The following is a 16,786-nucleotide window of genomic DNA, read 5'->3' on the forward strand; positions in this document are numbered from 1 at the left end:
TCTAAACTATTACGGAGTAACCCTAATATCATGAGTATGAAACGTCGTGGTTCCATAACGTGTCGCCAATTTGAAGAGAATCGTCACACTCTGTCCCCCGTCCCCCAGCGCCGTCTGGCTGTACTTCACCTTACATTTAACCGTTTTCGTCCCCGGCTGATTATCCGTTCTCAACATCACATACGTGAAACCGCCGTGTTCCGACACATTTGACAATGTTTCCGTTGTTCCATCCTCTTTCATGTGAATCACCTCAAATTGCGACACCCCGGTTGCCCCAGTCGCCGAACAGAGCAACTTCACTTCATCGTTAAAATAGTTCGAACAGATCAACTCGACATCCGCTTCCGTTTCATTCCCCACTTTGACGTTCTGAGCAAAATGTTTTATCACATCGATTTTCAGCGACGAGACCCTAATATCGTCCAAGTCCGGCCCCCCCAACTGCAAATGCATCTGATAATACGCATTCCCCCTGACATCGAAATTACCTCCCTGCATATCATCTCCGAAATAGATCGAAAATCCATACTGACTACCTTCGTACTCCCCGTCGAGATAGAGATATGATGCATATTTCGGTGCGTTCAATCCGTTTCGATCCTGCTCCGTATTGATTCCCTCGACATCCCCCTGCCTATTTTCCGGCAGATAGAAAATAATCGGATCATCCAGATTTCCCCCATTCGGCACATCCAGAACAGGATACACATACGGATTGAAATCATCCTCCGCAGCAGGTTTGCTTCCCTCCTTCCCGAAAAGCCCAAAACTGAGCGGTATGTATTGTGTTGCAATCGAATTGATTTTCATTTTCCCCACCGCATCGCCCACCAGCTCATATGAAAACTCGACCTTTGCCATCCTCCGCACCAGATTGATCGTGATGGTCGGCAACACTCCCTCATCTCCCCGTCTCACCTCCATCGTTTCGTCACAATAAGGATTGTCCTTATTACCCGACGGAGAGACCGAGCTCATCAGGAGATTATCCGCCCGCGTCAAATCATCAACCCGCTCATCCCCCTCCAATTTCACCACCATCGCTTTGATTTCATCCTCCGTCAACGAGCAGAGCGCCTCGCTGACCGTCGTCGGAGGCGTCTCCGGATCATGTGTAGTCTCCGGACACAAGCTTTTCCCGGCATTAGCCACCGCATACATCCGGTATTTCCCCAGCCGGATATTGGTCAATTTGACATGCTTCGCCACATCGACCGACGAGAAATAGTAGTGTCTCACCTCCGGCGCCGTCGGCGAGGGGTAAGATTTGTGGACGAAGAACAGATTGAGGTCGTTCACCTGCCGTTCCTGTTCCTCCCGCGTCGCAGCACGCGTTTCGAGCTCGTTACACCGCAGGATGAGCATCGCATCGACCAATGCGTAGTCCTCCTCGGCATTCCCGTCCAGCGTATGCCTCCGGCAACCGCCCGCCAGGAGCAGCACCGAAAGACACCCCGTCCAAAGTATGAAACGACTGATATAACTCATGATTTCATCCACCGTTACCGCACCGCGCGAGCGCCGCCGAGAGCGAACAACCTCACTCCGGCAGCCCTCCGCGATGTGCAATCCGTGAAAAAGAGTAGAAAGAAATCCCTCGTGAACCGATTAATTTTTGTTCCCGATCTCTACATTCTGCGTCTTCAGGGGTTCCCAATCTTTCACTTCGATCTGAGCCACCACCTCGTTTTCGGTCAAACCATTGATCGAGATATTGACAAAATAGCTCCCGTTCCGCACGAAGAGCCCGAAGTTCGCATCCCCCGGCTGAGGATTCGACCCTGCCCCCGTAGCCGCAGCCTCACCGGCCAGCTTGATGTTATAAGTAATCTTACTGATATCGTCCTTCGTAGTCGAATTCCCGTCGAAATCGAACTCAGCCTCCAACACCAGCACCGGAGCGAAAAGGGGATCCAACTCAGTCGTCCCGTCACTGTTTTCATACATATAAAACAGATTGCGGTACAATGCATACGGATTATTGCTGGTTTCATTGCCGTTAGCCGCCACCACCGCAGGCGTTTGCGCTAACTCCACCTTCGTACCCAAAGCCGCCGTTGTAAAAGTCGTCGGCCGAATCAATGTCGTTTTATTCGCCAAATTGGTCAATTTCGCACCCGTCACCGTCAGCGTACTTCCCGGGTATTTCGACGTATGGAAGGTCGCAGTCGTAGTCGCCTCGATCTCCACCTTGGCCACCGTCCGTTTGAGCGGCACCGTCACTCGCGTCGGTTTATTTTCTCCCGCAATCGGCGTCTTTTCCGACTGCATCCCGCTCATAATAAATCCCACATTCTTCGACCCGCTGTCTTTCCCCCGCATCGCCCCACTCGTCACTGCCGAGAACGCCCCCTGATAACTTTGCAAAGAACCGAACGTGCTGTTCGAACTGCTTCCTCCCGACCCCAAAACCCCCTCACACTTAGCCAGCAAGTCCGTCCGCGTCACCCCCGGTGCAGTCGGATAATTCGACATCTCCGTCGAAAAATCACAGTTCGCCACCGCATAGAAATCATACGTGGTATTCTCCTTCACATTCGGAATCGCAAACACCGCCTTCCCCTTCTCCACCTCATAATCGGTAAACTGCCGCTGATACGCACACGCATCCTGCCCCGATTCATACACAAACAGCGCCACATTGTTCAATGTTTGTTCCCACGTTTCCGTTTTCCCAACCCCGAACGCCTTGGTCGTCGGATTGCCCAGCATCACCTCCACGGTGCTGGTAACTAACGATGGATTTACTGTCTCCTGCTTCTTGCAGGAGACAGCCACTGCAGTGGCTGCGAGCACCGCACAGATCGATCCTTTCATGATTAAACTGCCAAAAATGTTAGAATTATCGTTTCAGTCGCCGGTACGCCTCAGGAACCCCCGAAACGCATCCGTTCTCAAAGTGCAAATGTAATGTTTTTTAACATTCAGCGACACACATCCGGAGCAAATTCCGACAATCTTGTCGTATTCCCGCCCCGGATTTCTCCGACCACCCCCACAAAAAAGCCAGAGAACGATCCACAAATCATCCTCTGACCCAATACTTTACCTCCGCTCCAGCCCGACAAAATCCATCCGACAAAAACCCACCCCCTACTGGAAAAGAAAAAACAGACTCGCCGGCGTCAGACACAACGCGCAATTCTCCTCCAGACTCGTCGTGTAGTACAGATTCCCGCACTCCGGACACACCGACCACGAATTGATCACATTGACGTCCGAACCATCCCTCCCCAGCTTCACCAGCGCCCTCTGACAATAAATGACATGTCGTTCCGCCACCGTCCCCATCCACTCCAGCACCTTCGCCGCCTCCCTCGCCCGTTCCCTTCTTGCCGCCTCGGCAAAAACCGGGAATAACGTCTTCGCCATCGAATCCTTCACCCTCACCGTCGCCGCCAGATTATCCAGCGTCCGCCCCAGCAACGGCATCGAATCCCGACACCAAATGAGCGAATCGCCGTACTCTTCCAATATCTCGAGATTTTTCGCCGTATGCACCCTCTCCGAGCACGCCAGCGCCTCGAACAGATTAGCGATATTCAGCAGCCCCTCCTCCCTGGCCCGCTCCGAGAAAGCCTCATACCGTTTCGCCGCATACCCTTCGTCGGCCGATATGTTTTTCAGATTTTCGATTGTTTCGACCGGCCGCGACCCGCAACCGTTCCACATCCAGATCCCCCCCAGCAGTCCTCCGCACCACAGCACTCCCGATAAATACCGTCGTATCATCTTTCGATTTCGTTTAGCCCGCTGCCCGAAACGGAAAGCAGACAACAGGCGAAAATACTCCCCCGCACCTTTCAGACACCCCGTAATCAAGGCGCCCGAAACCCGGCTGTCTTGAATAACGTCACAAAGATAGTATATTTTCGTATAACCGCAAAATGAGCGGCAAACTTTTCGATTTTTTTGGCATTCTTATGTTTTTTTACTATTTTTGAAGTCGATCATTAAAAATTTTTCAAGCTCCGATTTCCATGCAAGCCGCCCTCGACTACGCCGCCCGGAACCAGTCCCGATTTCTCGACGAACTGTTCGAATACCTGCGCATCCCCTCCGTCAGCTCCGCCCCGGAACACCGTCCCGACATGCAACGCTGCGCCGAGTGGCTGCGCGACGCCCTGCTGAAAGCCGGCGCCGACCGCGCCGAGATCCACCCCACCGCCGGCCACCCGATCGTCTACGGCGAAAAACGAATCTCCGACACCGCCCCGACCGTCCTCGTCTACGGCCACTACGACGTCATGCCCGTCGACCCCCTCGACGAGTGGCACACCTCCCCTTTCGAGCCGGAGATCCGCGACGGCAAAATCTGGTGCCGCGGCGCCGACGACGACAAAGGCCAAGGCTTCATGCACCTCAAAGCCTTCGAATCGATGCACGCCACCGGCACCCTTCCCTGCAACGTCAAATTCATGTTCGAAGGCGAGGAAGAGATCGGCTCCTCCTCCCTGACCGCCTGGTGCGCCACCCACAAAGAGCAGCTCCGCGCCGACGTCATCCTGGTATCCGACACCTCCCTGCTGGGCCCCGACACCCCCTCCATCACCTGCGGCCTTCGCGGCCTGACCTACCTCGAAGTCGAAGCCTCCGGCCCCAGCCGCGACCTCCACTCCGGTCTCTACGGCGGCACCGTCGTCAACCCCGCCAACGCCCTCTGCAAACTGCTCGGCACCCTGACCGACGACACCACCGGCCGGATCACCGTCCCCGGCCTCTACGACGACCTCCGCGAGTTCAGCCCCGCCGAGCGGGCCGACATCAACTCCGCCCCGTTCGACGACCGCCGGTTCGCCTCCTCCATCGGCCTCGACACCACGCACGGCGAGAGCGGCTACACCACCCTCGAACGGCGCGGCATCCGTCCCTCGCTGGACATCTGTGGCCTCTGGAGCGGCTACACCGGCCCCGGCGCCAAAACCATCATTCCCGCCACCGCCCACGCCAAAGTCTCCATGCGCCTCGCCGCCGGCCAGGATCCCGAGCGTGCCGCCTCCCTGCTGACCGCCCACATCGAACAGCTCGTCCCCCGGTACGGCATCCGCGTGAAGTGCACCCCCCTGCACGGAGGCTACCCCTACGCCGCCTCGACCGACTCCGCCGCCTACCTCGCCGCCGCGAAAGCGATGGAAGATACTTTCGGCAAACGCCCCGTCCCCTTCTACAGCGGCGGCAGCATCCCTATCATCAGCACCTTCCAGCGCGTCCTGGGCATCCAGTCCATCCTGATGGGCTTCGGTCTCGACACCGACGCCATCCACTCCCCGAACGAGAACTTCCCGCTGGAAAACTTCCGCCGCGGGATCGCCACCTTCCCGCTCTTCTACCATTATTTCGCCGAGAGCCTCTCAAAATAGCCCTCCGGAAAGGCACACTATTTGCACGACTCCCCGAAAAACAGCTATCAGACCATGGACACCCCACACAAAGCCGGTTTTGTGAACATCATCGGCAACCCGAACGTCGGCAAATCGACCCTGATGAACCGTCTGGTCGGCGAGCGGCTATCGATCATCACCTCGAAAGCCCAGACCACCCGCCATCGGATCATGGGAATCGTCAGCGGCCCCGACTTCCAGATCGTCTACTCCGACACCCCCGGCGTGCTGAAGCCGAAATACAAGCTTCAGGAATCGATGCTGGAATTTTCGCGGAGCGCCCTGAGCGACGCCGACGTGCTGGTCTACGTGACCGACACCGTCGAGCAGCCGGACAAGAACAGCGACTTTCTGACCCGCGTGCAGTCCATGGCCGCCGACGGCACCCCCGTGCTGGTGGTGATCAACAAGATCGACCTGACCACCCCGGAAAAACTGGAAGAACTGGTCGCCTGGTGGCACACCGAGCTACCGACCGCCGAGATCATTCCGGTCTCCGCCCAGGAGGGATTCAACGTCGAATCGGTCATCAGGCGGATCGTCGCCCTGTTACCCGAAGGCCCCGCCTACTATCCGAAAGATACGCTGACCGACAAGAGCCTTCGTTTTTTCGCCAGCGAGATCATCCGCGAAAAGATTCTGACCCACTACGACAAAGAGCTGCCCTACTCGGTCGAAGTGGCCATCGAGTCCTACGAAGAGTCCCCGACCCTCGACCGGATCGGCGCCGTGATCTACGTCTCGCGCCAGTCCCAGAAAGGGATCATCATCGGCCACCGGGGTTCCAAGTTGAAACAAGTCGGCACCGAAGCCCGCAAAGATTTAGAGGCTTTTCTGGGCAAAAAAGTTTTTTTGGAGCTCTTCGTGAAAGTCGCCGAAGGATGGCGCGACAACGATCGGGCGTTACGTCAATTCGGCTACAACAACGACTGACCCCCTCCTCAGAATCTGCGTTTTCTTTGTGTCATTCCTCTTTTCGTTTACCCGCCCCGGGCACTCGCGGCGGCGGTGAGGGTGCGTTATGGCGCGCCGGCCACAGTGGGTTCAGCTGGTCGTCCACAGTCAGCGGAACTCTCGGTATGTTCTTGGATTTCAACGTAACAGGACTCAATTCCAACAGCACAAATTATCGTGATCACGGTTTTCAGTTGCGTTGCCTCTCGGAATAAACGGTGCGTGTCGCACTCACAAATGGCCGGGTCTACCCTAACAGGCAGCCTCTACCCCATCCGCAGATTGGGCCGACACAGCCAATTGCCCACCGCGGGCACGCGGGGCCCGCGCGGCCCGAGCGCAGTCGAAGCTCGGACAAGTCGCCCGCCCGCGTAAAAGGGCATATTCTGTGGGTTGGCACCCAGCCAACCCATGAGAATTGCCGCGGGCGACTGAACCGCGCGCCACGCCTTAAGGGGGAAATCGTTCAAACACGCAATCGTGTTTGAACAAGATTTCCCAAGGCGCGCAAAAAACGGCCCCGCCCCAGGCTGCCGCCGTCGGGATACGGGCGCGCTAGGTAGCGTCGGCAGCGAGGGTACAGTCTGGTCTGCGTCGGTGCCCGACGGTAGCACGTACACCTGGCGTCTGGTCTTCAGTGCGGCGGACATACATCCTTCGAATACGGGCTATCGCGGACTCGGTTTTCTGTTGCGTTGCCTCTCGGAATAAACGGTGCGTGTCGCACTCACAAATAGCCGGGTCTACCCTAAGGCAGCCTCTACCCTATCGATTGGGCCAAAATCCTGCGCCCCGTCAGGGGCGCACCACAAAAAAAAGTGCTCATGCAAGCAAACCTCGCACGAGCACAGATTCCTTTATATATAGGAGAAAAGTAAAGGTCACCGAATCCGATCCAGCGATTTGACCAACGCAATATCCTTCGTAATCCCTCTGAACGCCAGATAAACAAAAATCAACGCCACAATCGGCAGCACATCCGCCAACGAATACCGAACCGCGAACGGCCCCCCCATCGCCTCCAGCCCCTCTTTGAGTTTGTAGATATAAAGCACCACAAACCCCTCGATCCCCAACAAGAGCACCGCCTGCACGAAACAGAGCCTCACCTGCACCCCCCGTTTTCTAAAGAGGAAGACCGTCACCAGCGCCACCCCCGCCACCAGCGCCACCAGCACCCCCAGATAGACCGTCGACACCACCCGGTGTCCGTTCTGCGCGATCTCCCACAGCCCGAAGACAATCTCCTGCTCCACCCCCTCCGGCACCGTCACCCGGTGAATCGTCCCATCCTCCGCCACCGTCTGCGTCACCCCCGCCGGGAGCGCCGACCCCACAGTCACCGTCGCGAAATCCATGAAAAGCATCGCCCCCATAATCCCCGCCACCACCAGCAGATAGAGCGTTTGAATACGTTGCCACATAATCGTTGTCGAATAAAAATGTCCGTCAGAAGAACAAAGATAGCGAGATTTCGCAGAAAACACAACTCCCACCCGCAGAGATATCCCCGCCTCCGTCCGACCACCCCGCATTTTCTTGAATCAGTTCCCGTCGTTCTCCGCCCCGGGCTACCGCGACGCGGGCAACAACGGACTATTTGGCGCACTGGGTGGCATTGGTCTTCACGGATACAGTTGGTCGACTGCAGCGAACGGTATCCTCGGGCGATTTTTATGGTTCAACACGCAAGACCTCTACCCCTGCCACGCAGCGAGCCGTGGCTACGGTTTTCAGTTGCGTTGCCTCTCGGAACAAACGGTGCCGCTCGGCACTCGAAAACTGGCCGGGTCTACCCTAACAGGCAGCCTCTACCCCAAATAACTGGCAGCCTCTACCCCAAACCACTCCCCGCCCCGAGAAAAAACGACCCGAAGATTTGGCAGGTTCGGAAAAAGAAATCTATCTTTGTAACGGCAATGGTTCGCCACAGCCCTCCCTCCCGACCGCGGGATCCGGGAAGGCGGCGATCAAAAGGGAACCGGGTGAGAATCCCGGACAGTCCCGCTGCTGTGAGCCCCTCGGCGCTGCCTTGGCAACGCCGACATGCGGGGCGACCGACATTCTTGTGTACGCCACTGTCTGCGAGTGGTTTCTCCGTCCGACGGATCGGGAGACACTCGGGATGGGAAGGCGCCGTCGGCCGCCCGGGGTAAGTCAGAAGACCTGCCTTGCCATACCTTTATGTTGTCCGCTTTCGAGGATTTAGAGCAGGAGAACGCCACGACTATTTTACCTTATTTTCCGAGATTCCGACGTTAAGACGAACGTGCCGGTTCGGCAGACGCCATCCCGCGTATGCCCACCCGCCACACCATCCCCAGTCGGTCCGAAGGTCGATTTTCGTCTGGGTTCCATGCCGTTTCCGACAAGCGGAGCCGGTAGTTTGGAACACCAATCTTTAAACTCACACAAATAAAGATGAAAAACCTCAAACTCCTGACGGCACTCAGTGCTGCCTTGTTGCTCTTCGGCTGTAAAGACGACAAAGGGCCCAAAGTACCCCCGCCCCACGAACCCACCGAAACCGTCGGCTACTACATCCTCAACGAAGGCACTTGGGGCGTGGAAAATTCGGCATCGATCGCCTACTACCAGCTTTCGGACAAACAACTGACAGCCGGTTATTTCAGCCAGCAGAACGGAGGCGCCCACATCGGCGGAACCCCCAGCGCCCTGGAAATCTACGGTTCGAAGATGTACTGCACCGTACTGGAAGACAACGCAGTGCTGGTCATGAACGCCGCAGACGGCAAGTTAGTAAAGACGCTGACCGTCGACCGCCCCCGGTCCTTAGCCTGCAGCGGAGGGCGCGTCTACGTATCGTCCTACAAAGGCGAAGTCGTGCGGATCGACACCCTGACCCTGACCGTGAACGGCACCGCTCCGGTGAACGGCGAATACTGCGAAGGGATCGCCGTGCTGAACGACAAGATCTACGTAGCCAACGACGCCACCAAAGGCGGCATGCAGGGCAGCGGGAATACCGTATCGGTGATCGACATCGACGCCTTCCAAGAGGTCTCCCAGATCGAAACCCCCGTCAATCCGACCGCACTGCTGGCCGGATCAGACGGTTTCCTCTACCTGGTCACCTCGGGCGACTGGATGACCGTCGACGCCCAGCTGCACCGGATCGACCCGCAGAAAAACGAAGTCGTCTACACCTTCCCCGACCTGATGGCCAGCAAAATAGCCACCTACGGCGACTACATCTATACGAGCCATTTCAGCTACATCGTGTTCGAATCGGCCGTCAAGAAAGTGAACATAAAGACCAACGAAGTAACGACCTTCATCGCCGACGAACCGGTCTACTACGGAGTGGCGACCAATCCGCTCAGCGGCGAAATCTTCTACCTCGGCGAAGGAGGGACAGTAGACTGCTACAATGCAGCAGGCGACAAACTCTACACCCTGGGAAACGTGGGTCTGAGACCGAATTCGATGGCTTTTCTGTTAAGATAAAAACTTTAGTAGTGTAAGGTTTTTATTCGTGAAGCGCCCGCCCCTCGGAAAGAGCGAGGCGCACGGCACGGGGGTTGGTGGTTCTTCCCCGTGCCTTTTTTGTCCCCGCACAAAACTATTCCGTCCAGCGATACTCGCGCCGAAACGCATAGTAGACCGTACGCGACACATTGAACGTCCGGCAGATATGGCTCACCGTGCGCCCCTGCCGCAGCATATCCGCAATCGTGTGCCGGTTATCGACCAGGATCCGTTTTTTGACATCCGTCCCATACGGCCGACCGATATGCACCCCCTCGGCCTTCCGGAGCGCCAGCGCCTCCTTGGTTCTCAGAGACATCAGGTTGTGCTCCAGCTCGGCGACGAGCCCGAAAGCGAAAGCCAACACCTTGCTGTTGATGCTGTTATCGAAGACATACCCCTCCTTCGTACTGTACAGGACGATCTTTTTCTCCAGACACCGCCCCAGAATCGACATCAGGTCGGTGAGCGTGCGGCTCAGGCGCGAGATCTCCGTAACGATCAGCGTATCACCGCCCTGCATGCTTCGGAGCAGCGGCCCGAGCTTTCGATCCCGATTACGCGTCTTACCGCTGACCGTCTCCGTGACCCAGCGGTCGATCTCCAGGTCGCGGGCCTGGGCGAACCGGCGGATTTCATCCTTCTGGTTTTCAATGTGTTGTTTGTCTGTGCTGACTCTCAGGTAGGCAATGACAGGCATATCCGGAATAATGTAAAAAAGTTGGTAAACAAAACGCTTGGTTACGTCTCGCAAAGTAACGAAATTTCCGGACGGAGCAGCGTCGAGCAACAAAAAATTCATGACAATTTATTTCAATAAATCATTGATTTATATATGTGTTTTGATTTATATTTGTCATACATACACCCTTCCGGAGACAAAAAAACGAATGCCCGAACCCTCAGCCAGAAAGTCCGGACATCCGTTAGCAAAAAGTCGTCCCCCGGGGGAGGAAGCTACAACGCCTTCCGATCGAAAAAAGGACTCTTGCCCCCCGCGCTCAGCGGCACCCCCAGCACCGCATGGCAGCCCGGCAGGAGATCGAGATCGCGGGCCGCAACCCCGACCGAATACATCACCCGGCAATCCACCCGGTGGTCGGCAGCGACCGAGACAGCCGACCCCACGGCAATCCCCAAATCGTTCATATTGAACGCACAAGGAGCCTCCGGCGCCTGCAGCTCCTTAGCCGCACAAGCCGGATAACCGCACCATCCGCAATCGAGTCCGAGAGGTGCCCTGTGCGTACCGAACAGGACAACCGCCCCCGCCCGACGGATATTTTCCCCGTCGCGGGCAAAAAATCCGCAACCGGGCCGGACACTGAGCTCGACCAGCCGGTCAGCCAGCCGTCCGATCTCGTCCCCGGTGAGCAGCGCGAGTTCGAGGTGATCGACGCCTCGGGCTTTCGGAGCTGTACGGGCAGCATTCATCATCAGAAGAGCGACCTGGCGAAGCGTCACATTTCGGAGTTCGGTTTCGGTCTCTATCATAGCCGACAGTATTTGATTCTGAGGTTCAAATCTAACGAAAATTCGGACTCCTGCCGACGGTTGGAGAAGAAGGTTTTGAATTTTCGCTCGAAAACGAGAGATTTGCACCCGAGAAAAAGGAGATTGCATGGGAGTTAGTACAAAAGGCCGTCGAACGATCATTTGCGACAGCCGGACGTACGTCTGGCACGTTGCATTGGACGAAGAGAGCCCGTATCAGGTGCTGCAAGTGGTGTCCGCAGACAAACGGCTTATCCTCAGCTGTCCGCTGGATCACCCCGGGAAAGCCTATGTCATTACCCGGGGGAGGTATTTTCAGGGAGAAAACGTCGGGTCGACCGGCAGATACCTTTTGCCGTTTCCGATTCCGGAGTCCGTCACACCGCGCCTTGTCGCCGCTTTGGTAGAGTGGGCTACGAACGGGAGAGAGGCGGTACGGGTGGAGTGGGACGGAAACGCGATCCCGTTTTAGGGAATCCATCCGCAAGGCGCCTGTTCTCCAGCGACTTGAGAGAAAAGGCGAGGATTTTTTCAGGAAAAAGTTTGTCGGTTTCGAAATTTTGTCTACTTTTGCAACACCAAAAAGGGAAAGATGCTTCTCTAGCTCAGCTGGTAGAGCACAACACTTTTAATGTTGGGGTCCTGGGTTCGAGCCCCAGCGGGATCACAAAATGCCTTTGTAATCAATTGATTACAAAGGCTTTTTTTTGATTGGACAAAAATAAAATCCTACCGTTCAATCCGCAGGCCGTATGATTTCCGGCTCCTCCGGCTGCAGCGCGACCTCCTCCTTTTCCGCGAAAAGACCATTGTTCGGCTCATCGCCGCAAACCACCTGCAAGATCTTCTCGAACTTGCGTTTGAAAATGAAAGGAGCATTCTCCCTGAGCAGCACCTCCGTTCCATCCGCCTTGATCCACCGGATAGTCGTGGGCACAGTCTCCTGATACTCCTCCTCCCGCCAGTCTCCGTCCGATTTAGTCAAATGGGCAAAACAGAAAACCTTTTGCGTCACCGCCTCCGGTTCTCCGGCGGCGATCGTCAGTTTCGGAGCGCCCTCCATCTCGATTTCCAGTGTACCCTCCAGGAAATCCTGCGGCTGCACAGTCAGAGCAAAACAGACCCATTTGAGCGGTATCTTGATCCGCATCCCCTCCTCCGGCTGAATCCCCTCCACAACTCCATAAAAGCGACTCACCGGCGGCCGATCGTATTCTTTGACTCCATTCCCCTCCGGTAAAGCAGTCGTTCCCTTCGTCAGGTTGTTCATGCCTACATTGCTCCCGGTCTTATTTTTTATGAATGTGTTGGTGATTTTTCCCGGCCCTGCTCCGACTCCCCCCAAGTCGAACGGTGCTCCATACATCCCGCTGCCGGCAGAAGCCAAGAGAGCCGTCGCCCGTTCGATGGCCGTTACTTCGATTTTGTAACTCTTTCCCTCCTCTAATTCCAGCCTCATTTGGGCCGGATCATCGAAAATCCCATACGCATACTTAAGCAACCCCTTATAGACCTGCACGGCATAGATATCTTTCTCCTCCGCTTTGGTCGCTCCGATCGGCCGATCGTGTTCCTCCACCGACTCCTTTTCCAGATCGAGCAGCACGCTATACACAGTCCCCTGCGGCAGCGGGTCGGGCCGATCCAGCCGGCAAGCCGTGTTCAAGAGCATACATCCGCCGATCACCGCTGCCATCCCAAAGATTTTCATGAGCATTAAGAGAATTGATTACATGCTCAAACATACATCATTTTATTTTTATAATCCAGAAAAGCGTCCACAAATTACATTCAAAATTCAATAAATATTATAAATTAATTCCTTTATATTATTTCTATTCTGATAATCCACCACTGCAACCGAAAACACACCACCTCCTGCCTGTTTTGTATTTTTCCCGGAAAAGATAACCCTTCGAGATTTTCCACAAAAGATTTTCGCTCTCCCCAGTTCCGTTTATTCCGAGAGGCAACGCAACTGAAAACCGAAACTGCGGTAGTCCGCATAGCTGGTACTGATTCCCACTGTGCCGAAGTTCAAGTACATGCCACGGTAGTGGTCGCCTGAACCGTAGGACGTGGACGACCAGCTGTACCCGTAGCTGCCGACGTAATTCAGCGCACCCGTATCCCGGTGGCGGAAGCCCGGGGCGGGCAAATGGCCGCCTCTCTTAAAAGGAATCGTCGGGGGATTTTCAAGGGGGATGTGAATCCCCCTTGAATGTGCTCTTTGCCTACTTTCTACCACATAGTAGAAAGTAGGGGCCCCCGCGGCCCAAGCGGAACAAAGAAAAGAGATCGATATAGAACCCAAAGACGGAGAACCGAACGACGTTAGGTAAAACGGGCTTTTCCCGCGCGCCTTGGGAAATCCAGTCAAAACGCACAAGTGCATTTTGAACGATTTCCCCGTTAAGGCGTCGGCGCGCGGTGCCTTCGGGCACTCCGACAGGGCCGCCTCTACCCTAACAGGATAGAACTGCCCTACGCGGGCGGCGTCCGGGTGACCCCGGCGGGACGGAGCGAAACTGCGTTTCGCTTACTTGTTTGCTGCGCCCCGTTCTCTGTCCGCGCGCCTTGGGGAAATCCTGTCAAAATGTGCTGGCACATTTTGCCGATTTCCCTATTCAGGCGTCGGCGCGCGGTTGAACATCGACTGGCCTCGGGCCGGCCGGGCCCCGCGTGCCCGCGGTGGGCAAATAGGGTAGAGGTTGTCTTAGGGTAGACACAGCCAATAAAACACCCTGTGGGTGCGTTTATTCCGAGAGGCAACGCAACTGAAAACCGAAGCCACGAAAACTGATGCTACATGGTTCAAGCCAGGTTACATAGGCAGCCATGTACATGCCATTGGCCCCGTTGACCGTAGAGGCCCAACTGTATCCATAAGCCCCGACATAAGCTAAACCGCCCATCCATTCTTCGTTGCCGGCTCCGCGGTAGCCCGGGGCGGGGCCTCGTCCCCAAAGCCCCGCTCACCGCCCTACTCCGTCATCGCCCGGTTGAGCAGATGGATCACCTTGCTGATCTCCATAAACGACGCCCCCTTCGCCGCCCCGAACGATCCTCCGACCACCACCACCAGATCCTCATTGGCGATTTTCCCCTCCCGTTCGAGAATCAGGAGCATCTGATAACTGAACCTGTCATGCGCAATCGCCGGTTCCGCATACCCCGCATAGACCCCGTACGAGAGCGCCAGCTCCCGCATCACATGCTTTCTGTAGCAGAGCGCATAGACCGGTTTTTCGCCCCTGAACGCCGCCAGATATCGCCCCGTACGCCCCGACAACGTATCGATCAGCACCGCCTTGACCGGCAGATTCGTACACGCCCTGACCGCCGACCTCGCCAACTGCGCCGTGATCTCGTTATTGATCCTCACCATATTGACATCGATGATCGGCTCCACCTCCTGTTCGATCGCCAGCGCGATTTTGGTCATCGCCTTGACCGCCTCCACCGGATACCTCCCATTGGCCGTCTCACCGCTCAACATGATGGCATCCACCCGCTGGAAAATCGCATTCGCCACATCGCTCACCTCCGCCCTCGTCGGCCTCGGGTTATTGATCATCGAGTGGAGCATCTGCGTCGCGATAATGACCGGTTTTTTGCTTTCGATACACTTTTGGACGAGATTTTTCTGGACGATCGGAATCTGTTCCGCATGCAGTTCGACCCCCAAGTCCCCCCTCGCCACCATCACCGCATACGTATGGTCCAGGATTTCGTCGATATGATCGACCCCCTCCTGATTTTCGATCTTCGAGATGATTTTGATCGTGCTGTGCTCCTCGTCCAGGATGCGTTGGATTTCCATCAGATCCTCCTTGTTCCGCACGAACGAATGCGCGATGAAATCGAGGTTCATCCTCACCGCCCAGTGAATATAGGCGATATCCCGTTCCGTCAGGGCCGGCAGATGGAGATGGACAGCCGGAATATTGACACTTTTTCGTCCCCTGATCACCCCGCTGTTCCGCACCCTGGCGATCAGCGCCCCGTCGATTTTGTCCGTCACCTCCAGCGCAATATCCCCGTCATCGATCAGGACATCCACCCCGACCGGCACCTCATCGAACACATCCTTGTCGTTCAGGAATATACAGTCCCTCGACGAGAGCCGTTCATTATCGTCCGTTCCCCGGAGCGCGATCACCTCTCCCTCCTCGACCGCGACCCCTTCGTCTCCCATTCGGGTCGTCCGGATCTCCGGCCCCTTCGTATCGACCAGTATGGCGATTTTTTCGGAAACCGCCCGGACATTATTGACAATTTCGGTCGCCCCCTCGAACGAGGTGTGCGCCGAATTGATCCTCACGACATTCATTCCTTCGGCATAGAGTTCCCGAATGAAGTCGACCTCGCAATGCCTGTCCGAAATCGTAGCGACTATTTTGGTTTTCTTTTCCATCTTATTTGTATTCGTGTATCGGTTCTATTTTGTTTGCAGCGTGCGCCGACTCCGAGTCGGGTTTATGCAGGTCGAAAAGTTTCGCCCCGTTTATTCCGAGAGGCAACGCAACTGAAAGCCGTAGGCGCGGTAGTCCGAGCCGCTGGAATTGAGCCACGTCATGTCGAAACTCAACATGCCATTGGTATTGCCAGCCAACAATGACCAACTGTAACCGCCGTTGCCGATGCCTCTTGTTATGCCCTCCCAGCCCTTCCGACCGAAGTCGCGGTAGCCCGGGGCGGGGCCGCCGGTGGTAAAGGCGGCTTTATTGGGGTAGACACAGCCAATAAAACACCCTGTGGGTGCGTTTATTCCGAGAGGCAACGCAACTGAAAACCGTAGGCGCGACTGTCTGCGTTACAAGGATTCAACCATGTCATATCGAAACGCAAGTTCATGCCATTGGTACCTCTGGCTGTCGAAGACCAGCTGTAACCGCGGTTGCCGGAAAACATCAACATTCCTAAACGCCCATTGTTCCCTGCGTCGCGGAAGCCCGGGGCGCACCCACAGGGTGTTTTATTGACCGTGTCTACCCTACGCGCGCCTTTGGGAAATCCAGCCAAAACGCACAAGTGCATTTTGCCGATTTCCCTCTTTAGGCGTGGCGCGCGGTGCCTTCGGGCACTCCGAAATGGCTGCCTCTACCCTAACAGGACGGAACTGCCCTACGCGGGCGGCGTCCGGCTAATAAGGCCAAGAGAACCCCAATAAAACGCCCGATGGGCGCCCCGGCGGGACAGAGCGAAACTACGTTTCGCTGCGGCTGTGTCGGCCCAATAGGGTAGAGGCTGCCAATTGTGAGTGCGACACGCACCGTTTATTCCGAGAGGCAACGCAACTGAAAACCGAAAGCATGGCCCGCCGAGTTGCAGGGGCGGAGTTCCGTCGCATAGAAGCCCAAGTACATACTATTAATGCCACTGGCTGTTGCAGCCCAGCTATACCCGCTGTTATCGACATACCACAATGTACCGTCGCCGAGGCCGCGGTGGCCCGGGGCGGG

The 16,786-nt window shown here is 56.1% G+C and carries 17 protein-coding genes, 1 tRNA gene and 1 riboswitch; of the genes, 6 read left to right on the plus strand and 12 right to left on the minus strand.

Going from position 1 to position 16,786, the window contains the following annotated elements:
• Window positions 1-9: 9 nt before the first annotated feature.
• From QZ292_RS00790 to QZ292_RS00800, 3 genes are all read right to left on the minus strand, one after another.
• The gene (locus QZ292_RS00790; RefSeq protein ID WP_294596428.1) at window positions 10-1,491 is read right to left on the minus strand and encodes a hypothetical protein; all 1,482 of its coding nucleotides are present in this window, start codon (window positions 1,489-1,491) and stop codon (window positions 10-12) included.
• A gap of 120 nt (window positions 1,492-1,611) precedes the next feature.
• A complete protein-coding gene (locus QZ292_RS00795; RefSeq protein WP_294596433.1) occupies window positions 1,612-2,820 on the minus strand; it encodes a FimB/Mfa2 family fimbrial subunit in 1,209 nt (402 codons plus the stop codon).
• Window positions 2,821-3,096: 276 nt separating this feature from the next.
• Window positions 3,097-3,735 carry a ferritin family protein gene (locus tag QZ292_RS00800; protein WP_294596436.1) on the minus strand — a complete coding sequence of 213 codons (639 nt, stop codon included), beginning with the start codon at window positions 3,733-3,735 and terminating at the stop codon, window positions 3,097-3,099.
• A gap of 248 nt (window positions 3,736-3,983) precedes the next feature.
• Between QZ292_RS00800 and QZ292_RS00805 the strand changes: the two genes are divergently transcribed.
• Together QZ292_RS00805 and era are read left to right on the plus strand one after the other, a co-directional pair.
• On the plus strand, window positions 3,984-5,363 hold the full coding sequence (locus QZ292_RS00805; protein ID WP_294596439.1) for a dipeptidase: 1,380 nt from the start codon (window positions 3,984-3,986) through the stop codon (window positions 5,361-5,363).
• Window positions 5,364-5,417: 54 nt separating this feature from the next.
• Window positions 5,418-6,317 (plus strand): GTPase Era, encoded by a 900-nt coding sequence (gene era, locus QZ292_RS00810; protein ID WP_294596442.1) that lies wholly within the window; start codon window positions 5,418-5,420, stop codon window positions 6,315-6,317.
• 902 nt (window positions 6,318-7,219) lie between these two features.
• On the opposite strand, the gene QZ292_RS00815 is transcribed toward era, so the two are convergent.
• Window positions 7,220-7,762, minus strand: coding sequence for a DUF4293 domain-containing protein (locus tag QZ292_RS00815; protein WP_294596444.1), 543 nt, complete (start codon window positions 7,760-7,762; stop codon window positions 7,220-7,222).
• Window positions 7,763-7,877: 115 nt separating this feature from the next.
• Here QZ292_RS00815 and QZ292_RS00820 point away from each other — a divergent pair, with 115 nt between their 5' ends.
• Window positions 7,878-8,162 carry a hypothetical protein gene (locus QZ292_RS00820; protein WP_294596446.1) on the plus strand — a complete coding sequence of 95 codons (285 nt, stop codon included), beginning with the start codon at window positions 7,878-7,880 and terminating at the stop codon, window positions 8,160-8,162.
• A 79-nt stretch (window positions 8,163-8,241) separates the two neighbouring features.
• Window positions 8,242-8,527: riboswitch (cobalamin riboswitch) on the plus strand.
• A 232-nt stretch (window positions 8,528-8,759) separates the two neighbouring features.
• Window positions 8,760-9,806 (plus strand): hypothetical protein, encoded by a 1,047-nt coding sequence (locus tag QZ292_RS00825; RefSeq protein ID WP_294596451.1) that lies wholly within the window; start codon window positions 8,760-8,762, stop codon window positions 9,804-9,806.
• A gap of 115 nt (window positions 9,807-9,921) precedes the next feature.
• Here the strand turns inward: QZ292_RS00825 and QZ292_RS00830 are convergent, their stop codons facing one another.
• Both QZ292_RS00830 and QZ292_RS00835 read right to left on the minus strand, forming a co-directional pair.
• Window positions 9,922-10,527, minus strand: coding sequence for a recombinase family protein (locus tag QZ292_RS00830; protein ID WP_294596454.1), 606 nt, complete (start codon window positions 10,525-10,527; stop codon window positions 9,922-9,924).
• Window positions 10,528-10,784: 257 nt separating this feature from the next.
• A complete protein-coding gene (locus tag QZ292_RS00835; protein ID WP_294596457.1) occupies window positions 10,785-11,321 on the minus strand; it encodes a DUF2148 domain-containing protein in 537 nt (178 codons plus the stop codon).
• A gap of 127 nt (window positions 11,322-11,448) precedes the next feature.
• Here QZ292_RS00835 and QZ292_RS00840 point away from each other — a divergent pair, with 127 nt between their 5' ends.
• Both QZ292_RS00840 and QZ292_RS00845 read left to right on the plus strand, forming a co-directional pair.
• Complete coding sequence (locus QZ292_RS00840) at window positions 11,449-11,793, plus strand: hypothetical protein (protein WP_294596460.1); 345 nt, start codon at window positions 11,449-11,451, stop codon at window positions 11,791-11,793.
• A 130-nt stretch (window positions 11,794-11,923) separates the two neighbouring features.
• Window positions 11,924-11,985, plus strand: a tRNA-Lys gene (locus QZ292_RS00845).
• Window positions 11,986-12,057: 72 nt separating this feature from the next.
• Here QZ292_RS00845 and QZ292_RS00850 read toward each other — a convergent pair.
• From QZ292_RS00850 to QZ292_RS00875, 6 genes are all read right to left on the minus strand, one after another.
• Window positions 12,058-13,038: a hypothetical protein gene (locus tag QZ292_RS00850; RefSeq protein ID WP_294596463.1), complete on the minus strand. Its 981-nt coding sequence runs from the start codon at window positions 13,036-13,038 to the stop codon at window positions 12,058-12,060.
• Between the two features lie 240 nt (window positions 13,039-13,278).
• Complete coding sequence (locus tag QZ292_RS00855; protein WP_294596466.1) at window positions 13,279-13,479, minus strand: hypothetical protein; 201 nt, start codon at window positions 13,477-13,479, stop codon at window positions 13,279-13,281.
• A gap of 598 nt (window positions 13,480-14,077) precedes the next feature.
• Window positions 14,078-14,236: a hypothetical protein gene (locus tag QZ292_RS00860; protein WP_294596468.1), complete on the minus strand. Its 159-nt coding sequence runs from the start codon at window positions 14,234-14,236 to the stop codon at window positions 14,078-14,080.
• Between the two features lie 68 nt (window positions 14,237-14,304).
• The gene (pyk, locus tag QZ292_RS00865; RefSeq protein ID WP_294596472.1) at window positions 14,305-15,738 is read right to left on the minus strand and encodes a pyruvate kinase; all 1,434 of its coding nucleotides are present in this window, start codon (window positions 15,736-15,738) and stop codon (window positions 14,305-14,307) included.
• A gap of 90 nt (window positions 15,739-15,828) precedes the next feature.
• Complete coding sequence (locus tag QZ292_RS00870) at window positions 15,829-16,104, minus strand: hypothetical protein (RefSeq protein ID WP_294596475.1); 276 nt, start codon at window positions 16,102-16,104, stop codon at window positions 15,829-15,831.
• A complete protein-coding gene (locus QZ292_RS00875) occupies window positions 16,089-16,241 on the minus strand; it encodes a hypothetical protein (protein WP_294596478.1) in 153 nt (50 codons plus the stop codon). The genes QZ292_RS00870 and QZ292_RS00875 overlap by 16 nt, the downstream gene beginning before the upstream one ends.
• Window positions 16,242-16,786 lie beyond the last annotated feature (545 nt).

The sequence above is a fragment of the uncultured Rikenella sp. genome (genome assembly GCF_910577125.1).
Classification (GTDB): domain Bacteria; phylum Bacteroidota; class Bacteroidia; order Bacteroidales; family Rikenellaceae; genus Rikenella.

What these genes read in the sequence shown, in the direction of transcription:
- QZ292_RS00790 (WP_294596428.1), bottom strand. Translation starts at nt 1,491, where the DNA reads ATGAGTTATATCAGTCGTTTCATACTTTGGACGGGGTGTCTTTCGGTG.
- QZ292_RS00795 (WP_294596433.1), bottom strand. Translation starts at nt 2,820, where the DNA reads ATGAAAGGATCGATCTGTGCGGTGCTCGCAGCCACTGCAGTGGCTGTC.
- QZ292_RS00800 (WP_294596436.1), bottom strand. Translation starts at nt 3,735, where the DNA reads ATGATACGACGGTATTTATCGGGAGTGCTGTGGTGCGGAGGACTGCTG.
- QZ292_RS00805 (WP_294596439.1), top strand. Translation starts at nt 3,984, where the DNA reads ATGCAAGCCGCCCTCGACTACGCCGCCCGGAACCAGTCCCGATTTCTC.
- era (WP_294596442.1), top strand. Translation starts at nt 5,418, where the DNA reads ATGGACACCCCACACAAAGCCGGTTTTGTGAACATCATCGGCAACCCG.
- QZ292_RS00815 (WP_294596444.1), bottom strand. Translation starts at nt 7,762, where the DNA reads ATGTGGCAACGTATTCAAACGCTCTATCTGCTGGTGGTGGCGGGGATT.
- QZ292_RS00825 (WP_294596451.1), top strand. Translation starts at nt 8,760, where the DNA reads ATGAAAAACCTCAAACTCCTGACGGCACTCAGTGCTGCCTTGTTGCTC.
- QZ292_RS00830 (WP_294596454.1), bottom strand. Translation starts at nt 10,527, where the DNA reads ATGCCTGTCATTGCCTACCTGAGAGTCAGCACAGACAAACAACACATT.
- QZ292_RS00835 (WP_294596457.1), bottom strand. Translation starts at nt 11,321, where the DNA reads ATGATAGAGACCGAAACCGAACTCCGAAATGTGACGCTTCGCCAGGTC.
- QZ292_RS00840 (WP_294596460.1), top strand. Translation starts at nt 11,449, where the DNA reads ATGGGAGTTAGTACAAAAGGCCGTCGAACGATCATTTGCGACAGCCGG.
- QZ292_RS00850 (WP_294596463.1), bottom strand. Translation starts at nt 13,038, where the DNA reads ATGCTCATGAAAATCTTTGGGATGGCAGCGGTGATCGGCGGATGTATG.
- QZ292_RS00860 (WP_294596468.1), bottom strand. Translation starts at nt 14,236, where the DNA reads ATGGGCGGTTTAGCTTATGTCGGGGCTTATGGATACAGTTGGGCCTCT.
- pyk (WP_294596472.1), bottom strand. Translation starts at nt 15,738, where the DNA reads ATGGAAAAGAAAACCAAAATAGTCGCTACGATTTCGGACAGGCATTGC.
- QZ292_RS00875 (WP_294596478.1), bottom strand. Translation starts at nt 16,241, where the DNA reads ATGTTGATGTTTTCCGGCAACCGCGGTTACAGCTGGTCTTCGACAGCC.